This window comes from Alcanivorax borkumensis SK2 (assembly GCF_000009365.1).
Taxonomy (GTDB): Bacteria; Pseudomonadota; Gammaproteobacteria; order Pseudomonadales; family Alcanivoracaceae; genus Alcanivorax; species Alcanivorax borkumensis.
In genome coordinates this window covers 2,117,216-2,132,547 of record NC_008260.1, presented here as the reverse complement: position 1 = coordinate 2,132,547, position 15,332 = coordinate 2,117,216, and the positions used below count along the sequence as shown (strand labels likewise).

Below are 15,332 nucleotides of genomic sequence, written 5' to 3'. Positions count from 1 at the left end.
TCGTTGAGATGACTATGAAGCCGGTAATCGCCTTGGTTGGGCGGCCCAATGTGGGCAAATCCACACTTTTTAACCGACTGACCCGCACTCGTGATGCCTTGGTGGCTGACTTTCCGGGGCTGACCCGTGACCGTAAGTACGGGGATGGCCAGCTGGGCGGGTATTTGTACACCGTAGTGGATACCGGCGGTATCGGCGAGAACGATGACGGCATTGACGTACCGATGACCAGTCAATCCTTGCAGGCGGTAGGTGAGGCGGATGTGGTGCTGTTCATGGTGGATGGCCGTGCCGGCCTGACCGCCGCCGATGAGCAGATCGCCAGTGAGTTGCGCAAGCTGCCCAAGCCCACCTATCTCATCGTCAACAAGACCGATGGCGTGGACGCGGATTCGGCCATGTCTGAGTTCTTTGCGCTGGGGCTCACCGAAGTGTTACCTATCGCCGCGGCCCATGGCCGTGGTGTGACCAGCATGATTGAACATATCCTCGAAGGGTTCACGGATCTGGAGCTGCTTCCGGAAGGCGAGCATCGCACCTCTAAGAAACCCGGTGAAGACAGCATTCGCGTGGCGGTATTGGGGCGCCCTAACGTGGGCAAATCTACCCTAATCAACCGTATGCTTGGTGAAGAACGGGTGGTGGTGTTTGACCACGCTGGGACCACTCGTGACTCCATTGAGGTGCCGTTTGAGCGCATGGGCCGCGCTTATACCTTGATCGACACTGCCGGAGTGCGGCGGCGCGGTAAAGTGTTCGAAATGGTTGAAAAGTTTTCTGTGATAAAAGCGTTACAGGCCATGGAAGCTGCCCAAGTGGTGGTGGTGGTGATCGATGCCCGCGAAGGTATTACCGATCAGGATCTGCACCTTCTGGGCTATGCCCTAGATAGCGGCCGCGCTTTGATGATTGCTGTGAACAAATGGGATGGTCTGGAGGCAGATCATAAAGAACGGGTTCGAGTGAATCTTGGGCGACGTTTGGAGTTTGCTCCCTGGGTAAAGATAAAATTTATTTCTGCTCTGCATGGTACTGGGGTTGGGGACCTTTGGGGCATGGTAGAGCAAGCTTGGGATAGCGCCTTTATCAAGATTGGCACCAACGAGCTGACTCGGATGATGGAAGAGATCACCAACGGCCACCCGCCACCGCGCAATGGACGCTTTCGTGCCAAATTGCGTTATGCTCACTTGGGCGGCAATAACCCACCGACGTTGGTGTTGCACGGTAACCGCACGGAAGCCTTGCCGACCAGCTATAAGAAATTTCTGGAAAATCGTTTCCGCGAGCTGCTGAAACTGGAAGGTACGCCTATCCGGCTGGAATTTAAATCTGGCACGAATCCTTATGAAGGGCGCAAGAATGTACTGACAGACCGGCAAGTGCACAAGCGCAAGCGGATGATCAAGCGGATGAAGAAATAACCCTTCTGGGCAATGCCGGGGGCGGTAACGCATATCACGGGGGATGGGTTATCAAACGTTGGGGATACGTTGGAATAGCCGGGGGGCTAAGCCTGCTCTGTGCATCGGTGCAGGGTATGGAGCCAATAATGGAACCCGCCCAGCAGCCGGCCATGGTGCTGACACCTGCCCGTGTCAGCCAGCCTCAGTCTGAGGCCCCCGCCAGCGTTACCGTTATCGATCGCACCTTAATTGAAGCCAGTGGCGCTCGCGAACTCTACGAGGTTCTTAAGCTGGTGCCGGGCATGGCCGCCGTGAAAGTGGATGGCAATGTTCCCTCTGTGGCTTACCACCCAACCCTGGCGCGGGATCAGCGCCGCATGCTGGTTCTATTGGATGGCCGTAGCCAGTACCAACCGGGCCTGTCCCGGGTCAGCTGGAACGATATGCCGGTGGATATACGGGATGTGGAACGCATAGAAGTGACCCGTGGCCCGGCAGCAGCAGCATACGGTGCCAACGCCTTCACCGCGGTCATTAATATCATTACCCGAGATCCGCGCGATATCAGCAGCAGCGGTGTGACAATGCTGGGCGGAAACAATGGCATTCGTGATGCCCATTTGGTCGGAGTTCATCAGCTGAGCAATGGTGCCGTGCGGGCCTCGGTGTCCCGTCGGGCGGATAACGGCTACGATGAACCTTTCGAAGGAAAAACCCTGCCGGATGACAAGCACATCGAAACACTCAACACTGAATGGGTGTGGGAAGCGGATGAGCGTAACACGCTTACGGTGCAGGCAGGGGGAAGTCAGAGCCGCTTGGAGCGCCAGCAGGAAGCGGGACTGACGGATATGGGTGAATACCAAGACGACCCGATACAGAAAGGCGAACGGGCCTTTTTATCGCTGCAATGGCAGCACAACTTTAGCCGTACTCATCAGCTGCAGATCCTCACATACGGCCAATACAATCAAGAAGTAACCGGTTTTGAGTTGTGTTATCTGGACCCGGTGACCGGCAAGCCAGGCCCTGGTGGCGGTCTGTTTTTTAGCAAGGAATTACGGGATTTGTATTTGCAAAATGGCGGTGACATAGAGGCGACTTTCGCTGCCTTCCCGTCCGACCTTGATGTCATGAATCGTTATTTGAGCCTTCAAAGTGCGGGCTCGCCTTTTTGTGCCAGTAGTGAGCTGGATATTCAAGAGGTTCGCTATGATTTGGAAATACAAGACACCTTACACTTGGCTCGCTGGGCTAGATTAGTCAGTGGTGCGGAGGTCCGCCATGACCGGGTTCAGTCCGATAGTTACCTGGGCGGCACAGAGGATAATGTCAGCTATCGTCTGTTTGGCAATTTGGCACTGGATGTTCTGGATCCGGTAACGGTAAATTTAGGTGGCTATTGGGAGCGAGACCAGATTAGCGACGATCACTTCAGTCCTCGTGCTGGCGTAAACTGGCGAGTGTTCCCCGGTCATCACCTGCGTTATGTTTATTCTGAGGCTCTACGCACCCCGGATATTTATGAAGAACGCGCCAATATCAATTTCCAAGCGCAAGCTCTGTCATCTCCCTTTGGCGAAAACGCCCAGACACTACTGGGCTGGTCGCCAGCCTATTTTTTTGTGACTCAACAAAGTCCTGCGACCTTTAAACCAGAGAAAATGCGCTCCTGGGAGGTAGGCTATTACGGTCAGTTTTCCGCGGTTGAGCTGGATGTTCGTTATTTTCAAGAAACCCTGACTAACCTGCTCAGCACAGCATTGAATTCCTTTGATTTTGAACCCAACAACGACGGTAGGGTGAATCACCAGGGCACCGAAGCCCAGCTCACCTGGCGCCCGGCAGCGTCGCATTTGTTCCGCGTAACCGGTGCTCATATCCACACCCGGAGCAATGTGAAGACTGAGTACCGTCTGGCTGCACGGAATTCCGGTAGTGCTCTTTGGTCATGGCAGTTCAGCCAGCATTGGGCATTTTCTTCGGCCTACTACCTATCTAATGATTACAACGATAATCGTTTTGAACGTGTGGATATGCAGCTCCGTTTTCGACATCGTGCGGGCCCTACGGAGCTGGAATGGCAGGCTGTCGTGCAGCATGGGCTGAACAAGCAGCCGGTAGTCTTTCCAGAGAACCGTTATCAGCAAGACAGGATGTGGTTTGGTGTGACGGTGAGGATGTAATCGGATGCGGAGCTGGCAGGGACCTATTCTCGGTTTCCTTTTGCTGTTGGTATCGGCAGTCCCTGCGTTGTCTGCGCCGCCAGTAACGGTGCATGTGCTTGCTGAACCCTCCCCTTTTAGTGATGTATTTGTATCGTCTCTGACACAAGAGCTACCGAACAACCTGCGTATGGTTGATGAGCCTGAGGCTGCCGATGTGTTGGTGGCGCTCGGTGATGCGGCTTTTAGCGGTGCTCTGGTCCATGGTAAACCGTTGCTGGGCATTTATGTCAGCCGTGCGTTGAGTGAAGACGCCGAACGGCAAGGCTGTCAGTGTGCGGCTGTTTGGGCGGGAGTGAGCCTGCTTGACCAATTGCGCATGGTGCACACCATGATGCCCCTAGCCCGTCGGGTCGGCGTGGTAATGGGCACAAACAGCGTTTGGCCTATAGAGGTGGTGCGCCGCCACCGTGGCGCCATCAAGCTGGAGTCGTTGCCGGTAAACAATGCCCGGGATTTGGGCAACACACTGCGTGAAAATCTTAATCATCTCGATGCAATTGTGTTGCCCGTGGATGATGCCTTGTTGGGGCCTGATGCGGCCAAGCTGGTGTTACTGACCAGTTACCGCCAGCGTCGCCCGGTGTTTGGCCCAGACCTAACGTTTGTGAATGCGGGTAGCGTTGCTTCATATTTTGCCAGCGGCAGCGACCTGGTCAGCGAAGGGGCTCAGCGGCTGCATTACTTTGCTAATAACAGGCAATGGCAGGCATCGTCGTTCGTGGTTCGCCCATCGGTGGTGGTTAACGAGCATGTGGCCAGAGGGTTTGATATGCGTTACCGCACCAGCGGTACGCTCCAAGATGCCTTACAAGACGCGAGGGCGTTGCCTTGACTGGTTCTGACTCACCGCGCAAGGGCCCGGGCATTCGCAAACAGCTGCAAATCTTGGGGCTAGCACCTGCGCTGTTTATGCTCGGCCTTTTGTTGATGGCGTTGACTTGGCAGCGTTTTGAAGATGCAGACCGGGATCTGCACGAGTTAGGCAGTTTCCTCGCTCAGCAGATTGCCTCGGCGTCAGAGTATGGTGTGTTGGCGGGCAATTACACGGATTTGCGTCGTCAGGCACAGATGGCCATGCAGCGGGCTGATCTGCAATACGTGGTGTTCCGGGATAGCGATGGGCTGGTGTTACTCTACGAGGGGCGCGATGCACTGGAGGAAAACGCGGATATTATCGAATTCCACTCCGGTATTTATCGTCAGCCGGTGGTACCCGAAGGCATGCTCGACCATACCGAAGGGCGGAACATAAAGCCGGATCGTATTGGTGAAGTGGTGTTGGGGATGTCCAGCGCCCGGTTGCTGGCCCGGCAGAAAGAAATTTTGAAGGCTAGCCTGATTCCGGCCTTCTTTGCGATAATTTTGGGGCTCTGGATCGCACACTATCTGACCCGGCAGATTGCGGCCCCGCTTGGCGACCTGTCTGGTCTGCTTCGGACTCTACGTTACGGGGAATACACGGTACGCGGCCGTCGTCGTTTGCAAGGCGAGTTGGGTGAGCTGCAGGACAATATCAATGAATTGGCCGGCGCCCTAGAGGGTGCCCGCCGCAAGCAGCAAGCGGCCATGACTGAATTGCAGGATGCTCATCGTCATGCTCAGACGGCAAGCCAGGCAAAAAGTGACTTTCTAGCGATGATGAGCCATGAGCTACGTACGCCTATGAACGGCGTTCTGGGTATGCTGCAACTGCTGGAAGAAACCGCTCAGAATGATGAGCAGCACGAATATACGCAGGCGGCCTTGGAGTCCACCGGACATTTACTCGATGTAATCAACGATATCCTTGATTTTTCTCGCATCGAAGCCGGCCGCATGGATCTCGACCCCTCCTTTTTCGAGATACTGCCTTTGCTGAAAAATTGCGTGGCGACGTTCCGCTATGTGGCAGAAAGCAAAGGCCTGTATTTGCAACTAGAAGGCGCAGAGGCGCTGGCTGGACAAGTGGCGCGCAGCGACCCAACCCGGTTGCGACAGGTGCTTAGCAACTTGATTTCCAATGCGGTGAAATTTACTCAAGAGGGGGGGGTTACTGTGTCCGTATCGGTATCACCGGTACATGGCGACTGGCTAGACCTGAGTATTGCCGTGGCCGATACCGGCATCGGTATTCCTCGCGAAAAACGCGCAGGCCTATTCAAGGCGTTCTCGCAGATTGATTCGTCCACCTCGCGCCGTTTTGGTGGTACCGGGTTGGGGCTCGCCATCGCTCGCAAGCTTAGTGAAATGCTTGGCGGCACTCTGACCGTGGACGGCCGTGAAGAGGGCGGCAGTATCTTCACGTTATCGCTGCGTCTATTGTGCCGAGAACAGCGAGAGCCCAGTGAAGGTGATATTGCGAGCCGGCAGATTGAACAGGATCAGCCCATTCTGCATGGGGTAGTTTTGTTAGTAGAAGATAATCCGATCAATGCCATGGTGGCCCGGCGTATCCTTGAGCGGATGGGCGTTTGCGTGGTGACAGCCGGAAACGGTCACGAGGCGCTGGAAAAGGCGCGCCAGCGCGACTTTGACTGCATTCTCATGGATGTGCAGATGCCAATAATGGATGGGCTGGCCGCTACCCGATTGTTGCGGCAATGGGAGCGGGAACAGGGGAGGGCGCCGATGCCGGTAGTGGCGCTTACCGCCAATGCCATGAATGAAGAACGTGAACGTTGCCTAGCGGCGGGGATGAACTCCCATCTCGCCAAACCCTTCCGGCGCCAGCAATTGGCGCGAGTGCTCAGTCCGTATCTGACACCTGGACGTGTTCTACCCGGGCGATAATTTCGCCGTCGGCCAGCCGGGTAGTCAGGGTGTCGCCGGCTTGCAGCTGTTCCACAGAGCGCACCGCCTGGTTCCCCTTAAAAGTAATACTGTATCCCCGTGCTAGGGTTTCCAGCGGGCTGGCGGTATGCAGGCGCTTACTCAACCCGGCTAGCTGCAGTTGTTGCTGCTGAAGTTGGCGCAGGATTGGCTGAGGGAGTCGCTTGCTCAGGGTTGCTAGCCGTTGCTGGCGCTCCACCAGCAATCGTTGCGGGGACAGCCGCGCCAGCCGTTGCTGGCTGGGTTGCAGGCGGCCCTGCAGCAGGGTGAGGCGATGTTGCATTTGCCGCTGCAGGCGGTTTTGTAGCTCATCCAGTCGCTGGCTGCTCTGTTCAAGGTGCTGGCGGGGGGAGCGCAGCCGTTGGCTGAGATGGCGCAGGCGCTCTTGCACAGTACGTAGCTCTTGCGCCATGACCCAGCGAAGTCGCCGGTGTAGCCCCGCAAGTCGTTGACTGACAATGGAGAGATCCGGGCTCACCAGCTCGGCGGCGGCGGAGGGGGTAGGCGCGCGTAGGTCGGCGGCAAAGTCGGTCAAGCCGGTGTCCACTTCATGGCCCACCGCTGAAACAATGGGAATGGGGCAGTTCGCCACGGCTCGGGCCAACCCTTCGTCATTGAATGCCCACAAGTCCTCCAGAGAACCGCCGCCACGCCCCAGGATCAGCACATCACATTCATTACGTGCCACGGCCAATGCCAGCGCTTGGCGCAATTGCGCCGGAGCCTCGGCTCCTTGAACGGCAGCGGGGTAGATCAGCACGGGTATGGAAGGGCATCGGCGCTGCAGTACTTGCAAAATATCGCGAATAGCGGCGCCGCTGGGTGAGGTGATGACCCCAATCTGGTTGGGCCAGGCGGGCAGCGTTCGTTTGTGTTCCTGGGCGAACAGGCCTTCACTTTGTAGCTGGGCTTTCAAGGCGTCGAACTGGGCTTTTAATGCGCCCTGGCCAGCGGGCTCCATGTGTTCGACCACAATCTGGAAATTGCCGCGGGGAACGTAAAGGGTGATCTTGGCGCGCACCAGCACCTGTTCCCCGTTTTGGGGGGCAAAATTCAGTAGCCTGTTACGATTACGAAACATGGCTCCATTAATCTGGGCACGGGTGTCTTTCAGGCTGAAATACCAGTGGCCGGAGGCCGGGCGAGAGAAGTTGGACAGCTCTCCCTGGAGCCAAATCAGGGGAAAAGAACTTTCCAGCAGGCCCTGGGCATCCAGGTTTAACTGGCTGATAGACAGCGGTTCGGCGCGGGATGAAATGGTCATCGCGGGAGGGTAGCCCGTTTTTTTGTACCCTGCCAGCGGTGATTGTGTGGTTAGCCGGTAATGTCGTATAATCGCCCGCCTAATTTAACGGGGTGCCTGTCTAAATTTTAGGTGCTACCGCTCCGCCCGGTGGAATCCGCCAGGCTCCCCCCTCACTTCCTACGGTGCAATATGCTCAGAATTGCCCAAGAAGCACTGACGTTTGATGACGTTTTGCTTGTGCCCGCCCATTCCAATGTGCTGCCCAAAGATGTGTCCCTAAAGTCCAAGTTGACTCGGGGTATTGCTTTGAACATTCCGCTGGTATCCGCAGCCATGGATACGGTTACCGAGCACCGCCTAGCCATTACTATGGCGCAGGAAGGGGGTGTTGGTATCCTCCATAAAAGCATGGATATCGAGGATCAGGCGCGCAACGTGCGGATGGTTAAAAAGTATGAATCCGGGGTAGTGAAAGACCCGATTACCGTCACCCCAGATACCACGGTTGCCGAGCTGATTCGTATTACCGAAGCGAATAATATCTCCGGTGTGCCGGTGGTTGAGAAAAAAGGGAATGGCGATAAGGTTGTGGGTATTGTGACCAGTCGTGATACCCGTTTCATTACCAACTATGACCAATGTGTTAAAGACATCATGACCGGCAAGGATCGGTTGGTGACTGTGCTGGAAGGCGCTGGCGCCGATGAAGTCCAGGCCCTGCTACACAAACACCGCATTGAGAAAATCATTGTGGTGAATGAAGCGGGTGATTTGCGTGGCATGATCACCGTCAAAGACATTGAGAAAGCCGCTAAATATCCTAATGCCTGTAAAGACTCCCAAGGTCGCTTGCGTGTTGGGGCCGCGGTGGGTACCGGTGCGGGCACTGACGAACGTGTTGCTGCGTTGGTTGAAGCCGGTGTGGATGTGATCGTTGTCGATACCGCTCACGGACATTCCCAAGGTGTGATTGATCGGGTGTCTTGGGTGAAGAAACACTTCCCCGATGTACAAGTCATTGGCGGTAACATTGCTACCGCTGCGGCAGCAAAAGATCTGGTTGCTGCTGGCGCAGATGCAGTGAAAGTCGGTATCGGCCCCGGTTCCATCTGTACTACCCGTATTGTGGCCGGTATTGGTGTGCCGCAGATTACCGCTATTTCTGACGTGGCGGCAGCATTGGAAGGTACGGGTGTGCCCTTGATTGCTGACGGTGGTATCCGTTTTTCCGGAGATATTTCCAAAGCGGTGGCGGCAGGCGCCAGCGCCATCATGATCGGCTCCTTGTTGGCGGGCACAGAAGAAGCGCCGGGCGACGTTGAGCTGTTCCAGGGTGGCTATTACAAAGCCTACCGTGGCATGGGGTCTTTGGGGGCCATGTCTGGTTCTACGGGCTCCTCAGACCGTTATTTCCAGGATGCTGCTGCAGGCATTGAAAAGCTGGTTCCGGAAGGTATCGAAGGCCGGGTTCCCTACAAGGGCCCAATGAGTGCCATCGTTCATCAGTTGACGGGTGGCCTGCGTGCCTCCATGGGCTATACCGGTTGCGCCACCATCGAAGAGATGCGGACCAAGCCGGAATTCGTGAAGGTGACTAACGCCGGCATGAAAGAGTCCCACGTGCACGATGTGACAATTACCAAGGAAGCGCCCAATTACCCAGTAGGGTAATGCGAACGTAGACGTAGTGTCGCTGGCCAAGAGCGCTATGCTTGAAGCCAGAGACGGAATGCTGAAATCGGTCGAGCCGCGCTCGACCGATTTTTCTTTTTAAAGTGCTAGGCGGCAAATATTTGGCGCTTGGTCCGTTCTAACCAGGTTCGGCTCTAACCGCCGGCAACCACCGGGATAGACCCCAATGACAGACATTCATGCCCAGCGCATTCTCATTCTGGACTTCGGATCCCAATACACTCAACTGATTGCGCGTCGTGTGCGTGAAATCGGGGTATATTGCGAAATTCGTGCCTTTGACATGACGGCTGAAGAGCTGGCCGAATTCGCGCCCAAAGGCATCATCCTTTCCGGTGGCCCCGAATCTGTTACCGCAGCGCAAACGCCACGGGCGCCTCAAGCCGTGTTCGAAGCGGGCATTCCGGTGCTGGGTATCTGTTACGGCATGCAGACAATGGCCGAGCAGTTGGGCGGTAAGGTCATCGCTGGCGAAAAACATGAATTCGGTTATGCCCGTGTGGAAAAAGCAGAGCCTAATGCGCTGCTTGATGGCATCGTTGACCATGAAGAACAGGGCAAGGAATTCCTCGATGTATGGATGAGCCATGGCGATCGTGTTGGTGAAATGCCAGCGGGGTTTGTGGCCACCGCCACCACCGGCAGTTGTCCCATTGCTGGCATGGCCAATGACGAAAAGCGCTTCTATGGCATTCAGTTTCATCCGGAAGTGACCCATACCTTGCAAGGTGGTCGTCTGCTGGAACGCTTTATACGCGAGTTGTGTGAATGTGAGGCGCTTTGGACGCCGAGCAACATCATCAGCGATGCCATTGATACCATCCGTGAGCAGGTAGGCACCGACGAGGTGATCCTGGGGCTTTCCGGCGGGGTGGATTCTTCCGTGGTCGCAGCGTTGCTGCACAAGGCAATCGGCGATCAGCTCACTTGTGTGTTTGTCGATAACGGTCTGTTGCGTCACCAGGAAGGTGACCAAGTAATGGAAATGTTTGCCGATAACATGGGTGTTAAGGTGATCCGGGTGGACGCGGAAGACAACTTCCTCGGAAAACTGGCCGGTGAAGCGGACCCGGAGAAAAAACGCAAAATTATCGGTAATACCTTTATCGATATCTTCGACGATGAAGCGAGCAAATTGCAGAACGCTAACTGGCTCGCCCAAGGCACTATCTACCCGGACGTGATTGAGTCCGCCGCCAGCAAGACTGGCAAGGCCCATGTTATCAAGAGCCACCATAACGTGGGTGGCCTACCGGAAGATATGAAGCTCAAGCTGGTTGAGCCTTTGCGTGAATTGTTCAAGGATGAAGTGCGCAAAATTGGCTTAGAGCTGGGGCTGCCCTACGACATGGTTTACCGCCATCCTTTCCCTGGGCCGGGGCTGGGCGTACGTATCCTGGGTGAAGTGAAGAAGGAATATGCTGACACCTTGCGTCTAGCGGATCATATCTTCATTGAAGAGCTGCGAGCGGCAGGCCTGTATCACAAAACCAGTCAGGCTTTTGCGGTGTTCCTGCCAGTGAAATCGGTCGGCGTGGTGGGTGATGCCCGTCGCTATGAATACGTGGTGGCCCTGCGTGCAGTGGAAACCATCGACTTCATGACCGCCCGCTGGGCGCACCTACCCTATGATTTCCTAGAACTGGTTTCCAGCCGGATCATCAATGAAATTCCAGGTATTAGTCGGGTGACCTACGATATTTCTTCCAAGCCACCTGCAACTATCGAGTGGGAATGATCACTCGTTAGGCACTAGCTGGTACTAACTGGCATTTAATGACAAAAAAGGCCCATGTTTTCATGGGCCTTTTTTGTTTTTATATCTGGCAGTATTTGGCAAATGATGGCAGCGAGGAGCATCGATTGAGCGTGGTATCCAAGGTGGTATTATCGAGACATGAGAGGTAGGTTGAAGGGGGCATGGTACAGAGGGCTTGAATAACTTTCTCTTGGAGCAATCTGAAAACTGTTATACCCGTATAGCGTCAAGTTGCTTTGCCTTATCTGTGCTGGCTGATCGATGCCGAGTTCCGCCGATGTTCCACAAGAGCAGCAGGAATTTTTATGATGGACAGAAATTCGGGTCAAAAACTGACATTGAAGCGGCTCGTAAGGGTGAACATTGCTCGGGTCGTCGTCGCCGCGATTGTCGTCGGCCTAGGCGCTTGGGCGTGGTGGTTTGTTCAACCAAAGGGTTTGCCAGAAGGCTTTGCTGCTGGCAACGGCCGAATCGAGGCCGTTGAGATCGACGTCGCGGCCAAGACTGCGGGCCGGGTCAAGGAGATCCTGGCTAACGAAGGCGACTTTGTCCGCGCCGGGCAGGTGCTGGCGAAAATGGATTCGGTCGTTTTGGAGGCACAACTGCGCGAGGCCCAGGCGCAGTTGCGGCGCGCGCTTATCGGCATAGAGACTGCGCAAAGCCAGGTGACCCAGCGAGAAGCCGAGAAGCAAGCGGCCGAGGCGTTCATTGCTCAGAGGAAGGCCGAACTCGATGCTGCGAAGAAGCGCCTTGACCGTACAGAAGAGTTGGCTTTGAAAGGGGCCGCGGCCCTGTCCATGCGGGATGACGATCGTGCCGCCTTCCAGGCGGCGAAAGCCGCAGTCGGCGCCGCGGAAGCGCAGGCGGCCGCCGCCCAAGCGGCCATAGGACGAGCCAAGTCGGATGTTATTGGGGCGCAGGCGTCGGTGGAAGCGGCGCGGGCCACCATCCAGCGCATCCAGGCTGACCTTGATGACAGCGTTCTGAAGTCGCCGCGCGACGGTCGTGTCCAGTACCGCGTCGCTCAGCCCGGCGAGGTGTTCTCTCCGGGTGGCGTCGTGCTGAATATGGTTGATCTCGCCGATGTCTACATGACCTTCTTTCTGCCGACAGAACAAGCCGGGCGCGTCGCGTTGGGAACCGAAGCGCGGCTCGTGCTCGACGCCGCTCCGCAGTACGTGATACCGGCCCAAATCTCGTTCGTCGCGGATGTCGCACAATTCACGCCCAAGATGGTGGAGACGGAAGAAGAACGCCAGAAGCTAATGTTTCGCATCAAGGCGCGGATCGACCCTGATCTGCTTAGGAAGCACCTCCACCAGGTCAAGACCGGCCTCCCCGGCATGGTCTATGTGCGCCTCGACCCGCAGGCAAGCTGGCCTCCTGAACTGCAACTCAAGCTGCCACAATGAAACGGGATACGAGCCAAACGTCCAATAACAGCGAGTTGGCCGCCATGCCGGTCGCCCGCTTGAGGAACCTGACCTTGCGCTACAGGGAGGTCCACGCGCTCGATTCCGTTAGCCTTGAGATCCCGGCCGGCTGTATGGCCGGGCTGATTGGCCCGGACGGGGTCGGCAAGTCGAGTCTGCTGGCGCTGATCGCGGGTGCCCGCGTGATTCAGGAGGGTGAGGTCGAGGTGCTCGGCGGCGATATGGCCAATGCGCGCCACCGCCGTAGCGTTGGTCCGCGCGTTGCGTATATGCCGCAGGGGCTCGGGCGGAACCTTTATCCGACGTTGTCTGTGCGCGAGAACCTCGACTTCTTCGGACGCCTGTTCGGGCACGACGGCGGCGAACGGGCGCGTCGCATCGAAGCGCTGACCGAGGCCACCGGACTCAAGCCGTTTCTCGATCGGGCGGCGGGCAAGCTATCCGGCGGGATGAAGCAGAAGCTCGGACTCTGCTGCGCGCTGATCCATGATCCGGACCTCCTGATCCTCGACGAGCCGACCACTGGGGTGGATCCTCTGTCACGACGCCAGTTCTGGGAATTGATCTCCGAGATTCGTTCTTCCCGAGCCGGTATGAGCGTGCTGGTGGCCACGGCCTATATTGAGGAGGCGGCACGCTTTGATTGGTTGGCGGCGATGGACGGTGGGCGGGTGCTGGCTTGTGACAGCCCCGAAGGTTTATTACAGCGTACAGGAATGGATTCGCTGGAAGCGGCCTTCATCCGGCTGCTGCCGGAAGACAAGCGCCGGGATTATCGGGCGGTTGAGATTCCATCGCGGTCGGAAGAGGCTGTCGATACCGCGATCGAGGCGCAGGATCTGACCATGCGTTTCGGCGATTTCACTGCCGTAGACCGTGTGAACCTGAGAGTCCCAAGGGGCGAGATCTTCGGTTTCCTTGGCTCTAACGGCTGCGGCAAGACCACTACCATGAAGATGTTGACCGGCCTGCTGCCGCCGAGTGAAGGCCGCGCCTGGCTGTTCGGGCAGGAGGTGGACCCGCACGACCTCGCCACCCGTCGTCGCGTCGGCTATATGTCACAGTTTTTTTCGCTCTACACCGAACTGACGGTGCGGCAGAACCTGGAACTGCACGCCCGGTTGTTCCAGGTGCCCGCCGCCGAGATTCCGCAGCGTGTGGAGGAGATGATCGAGCGCTTTGATCTGGTCACCGTGGTGGACAGTTTGCCGGGCCGACTGCCCCTCGGGCTCCGACAGCGCCTGTCGCTGGCGGTGGCCATGATCCACAAGCCCGAGATGCTGATCCTCGACGAGCCCACCTCGGGTGTCGACCCGGTTGCACGCGACGCTTTCTGGCGCATGCTGGCTGAGCTGTCGCGTCGGGATGGAGTGACTATCTTCATCTCCACTCATTTCATGAATGAGGCCGAGCGTTGCGACCGCATTTCGCTGATGCACGCCGGCCGGGTGCTGGTGACCGATACGCCTGCTGCTCTGATCAGCCAGCGGGGCGTGGAGACTCTGGAAGAGGCGTTCGTGGGGCATCTGGAGGAGGCGTTGCAGGAGGCCGAGAGACAACCAGAAGGGATAGCTTCGCTCGGTTTGGTTGATGCGTCAGCAGGCCATGTCGAACTACAGGGCTGGCGACGCCGGTTTGACCCCCGGCGCATGCTCAGCTATGCGTGGCGCGAAGGGCTGGAGTTGCGCCGCGATCCCATCCGGCTAACGTTGGCGCTGGTCGGTAGCGTCATCCTGATGTTCGTGATGGGCTATGGGATCAGCCTTGATGTCGAGGATCTCACCTTCGCGGTACTGGACCGCGACCAGACCACCGTCAGCCGCGATTATACGCTTAACCTCGCCGGCTCCCGGTACTTCGTCGAGCGGGCGCCGATTACCGATGATGCCGATCTCGACCGGCGGATGCGCGAAGGCGACCTTAGTCTGGCGGTCGAGATCCCGCCGGGTTTCGCGCGTGACATCGCCCGGGGCCGGCGGGTCGAAATCGGCGCCTGGATTGACGGCGCCATGCCGGCACGGGGAGAGACCGTTCGCGGCTATGTGCAGGGGATTCATGCCCACTGGCTGGCGACCAAGGCGCGTGAGGCCGGCTACGGCGAGGCTTTGGCGGGACTTGTTAATATCGAGACCCGGTTTCGCTATAACCCGGACGTCAAGAGCCTGGTGGCGATGGTGCCGGCGGTGATCCCGCTGCTGCTTATGCTGATCCCGGCTATGCTCGCGGCGCTCAGTGTGGTGCGGGAAAAGGAGCTCGGTTCCATCACCAATTTCTATGTCACGCCGACGACGCGGCTTGAATTCCTGCTCGGCAAGCAGTTGCCCTATGTCGTGCTGAGCTTCCTGAGCTTCCTGCTGCTCACGCTGCTCGCGGTGAGCATCTTCGGCGTGCCGCTGAAAGGTAGCTTCCTGACGTTGGCAGTGGGTGCGTTGCTCTATGTCGGCACCGCGACGGCCTTGGGGCTCCTTATCTCTACCTTCATGCGCAGCCAGATCGCGGCGATCTTCGGCACGGCGGTGCTCACTATCCTGCCTGCAGCGAACTTCTCGGGCATGATCGATCCGGTGTCGTCCTTGGAAGGAATGGGCCGGCTGATTGGCGAGGTCTATCCGACCACGCATTTCTTGATGATTGCGCGCGGCACCTTCTCGAAGGCCCTCAATTTCTCCGATTTACATGCCGCTTTCATCCCGTTGGCGCTGGCCGTGCCGGTCCTGACCGTGCTGTCCGCCGCGCTGCTCAAGAAGCAGGAGCGGTAGC

Annotated in this window: 9 protein-coding genes; 8 read left to right on the top strand and 1 reads right to left on the bottom strand. The window is 57.3% G+C overall.

The annotated features are described in order from the left end of the window. Positions 1-14 precede the first annotated feature (14 nt). The 4 genes from der to ABO_RS09540 all read left to right on the top strand — a co-directional run bounded on the left by der (position 15) and on the right by ABO_RS09540 (position 6,403). The gene (gene der, locus ABO_RS09555; RefSeq protein WP_035461321.1) at positions 15-1,424 is read left to right on the top strand and encodes a ribosome biogenesis GTPase Der; all 1,410 of its coding nucleotides are present in this window, start codon (positions 15-17) and stop codon (positions 1,422-1,424) included. A gap of 128 nt (positions 1,425-1,552) precedes the next feature. Further along, on the top strand, positions 1,553-3,592 hold the full coding sequence (locus ABO_RS09550; protein WP_231860766.1) for a TonB-dependent receptor plug domain-containing protein: 2,040 nt from the start codon (positions 1,553-1,555) through the stop codon (positions 3,590-3,592). Positions 3,593-3,596: 4 nt separating this feature from the next. Further along, on the top strand, positions 3,597-4,466 hold the full coding sequence (locus ABO_RS09545) for a hypothetical protein (protein ID WP_011589133.1): 870 nt from the start codon (positions 3,597-3,599) through the stop codon (positions 4,464-4,466). Then, on the top strand, positions 4,463-6,403 hold the full coding sequence (locus ABO_RS09540; RefSeq protein ID WP_011589132.1) for an ATP-binding protein: 1,941 nt from the start codon (positions 4,463-4,465) through the stop codon (positions 6,401-6,403). Before ABO_RS09545 ends, ABO_RS09540 begins: the two co-directional genes overlap by 4 nt. Here ABO_RS09540 and xseA read toward each other — a convergent pair. Beyond that, complete coding sequence (xseA, locus tag ABO_RS09535; protein WP_011589131.1) at positions 6,360-7,706, bottom strand: exodeoxyribonuclease VII large subunit; 1,347 nt, start codon at positions 7,704-7,706, stop codon at positions 6,360-6,362. The two genes, ABO_RS09540 and xseA, sit on opposite strands and share 44 nt — an antisense overlap. 171 nt (positions 7,707-7,877) lie before the next feature. Here xseA and guaB point away from each other — a divergent pair, with 171 nt between their 5' ends. The 4 genes from guaB to rbbA all read left to right on the top strand — a co-directional run bounded on the left by guaB (position 7,878) and on the right by rbbA (position 15,331). After that, a complete protein-coding gene (gene guaB, locus ABO_RS09530) occupies positions 7,878-9,359 on the top strand; it encodes an IMP dehydrogenase (RefSeq protein ID WP_011589130.1) in 1,482 nt (493 codons plus the stop codon). 187 nt (positions 9,360-9,546) lie between these two features. Continuing rightward, entirely contained in the window at positions 9,547-11,118 is a 1,572-nt protein-coding gene (guaA, locus tag ABO_RS09525) for a glutamine-hydrolyzing GMP synthase (RefSeq protein ID WP_011589129.1), read from the top strand. 326 nt (positions 11,119-11,444) lie between these two features. Further along, positions 11,445-12,551: an HlyD family secretion protein gene (locus ABO_RS09520; RefSeq protein ID WP_011589128.1), complete on the top strand. Its 1,107-nt coding sequence runs from the start codon at positions 11,445-11,447 to the stop codon at positions 12,549-12,551. Further along, positions 12,548-15,331: a ribosome-associated ATPase/putative transporter RbbA gene (gene rbbA / locus ABO_RS09515; RefSeq protein WP_011589127.1), complete on the top strand. Its 2,784-nt coding sequence runs from the start codon at positions 12,548-12,550 to the stop codon at positions 15,329-15,331. Before ABO_RS09520 ends, rbbA begins: the two co-directional genes overlap by 4 nt. Position 15,332 lies beyond the last annotated feature (1 nt).

Coding starts and splice junctions, on each gene's coding strand:
- xseA (WP_011589131.1), bottom strand. CDS start 7,706: ATGACCATTTCATCCCGCGCCGAACCGCTGTCTATCAGCCAGTTAAAC.
- ABO_RS09520 (WP_011589128.1), top strand. CDS start 11,445: ATGATGGACAGAAATTCGGGTCAAAAACTGACATTGAAGCGGCTCGTA.
- guaA (WP_011589129.1), top strand. CDS start 9,547: ATGACAGACATTCATGCCCAGCGCATTCTCATTCTGGACTTCGGATCC.
- rbbA (WP_011589127.1), top strand. CDS start 12,548: ATGAAACGGGATACGAGCCAAACGTCCAATAACAGCGAGTTGGCCGCC.
- guaB (WP_011589130.1), top strand. CDS start 7,878: ATGCTCAGAATTGCCCAAGAAGCACTGACGTTTGATGACGTTTTGCTT.
- ABO_RS09545 (WP_011589133.1), top strand. CDS start 3,597: ATGCGGAGCTGGCAGGGACCTATTCTCGGTTTCCTTTTGCTGTTGGTA.
- ABO_RS09550 (WP_231860766.1), top strand. CDS start 1,553: ATGGAACCCGCCCAGCAGCCGGCCATGGTGCTGACACCTGCCCGTGTC.
- der (WP_035461321.1), top strand. CDS start 15: ATGAAGCCGGTAATCGCCTTGGTTGGGCGGCCCAATGTGGGCAAATCC.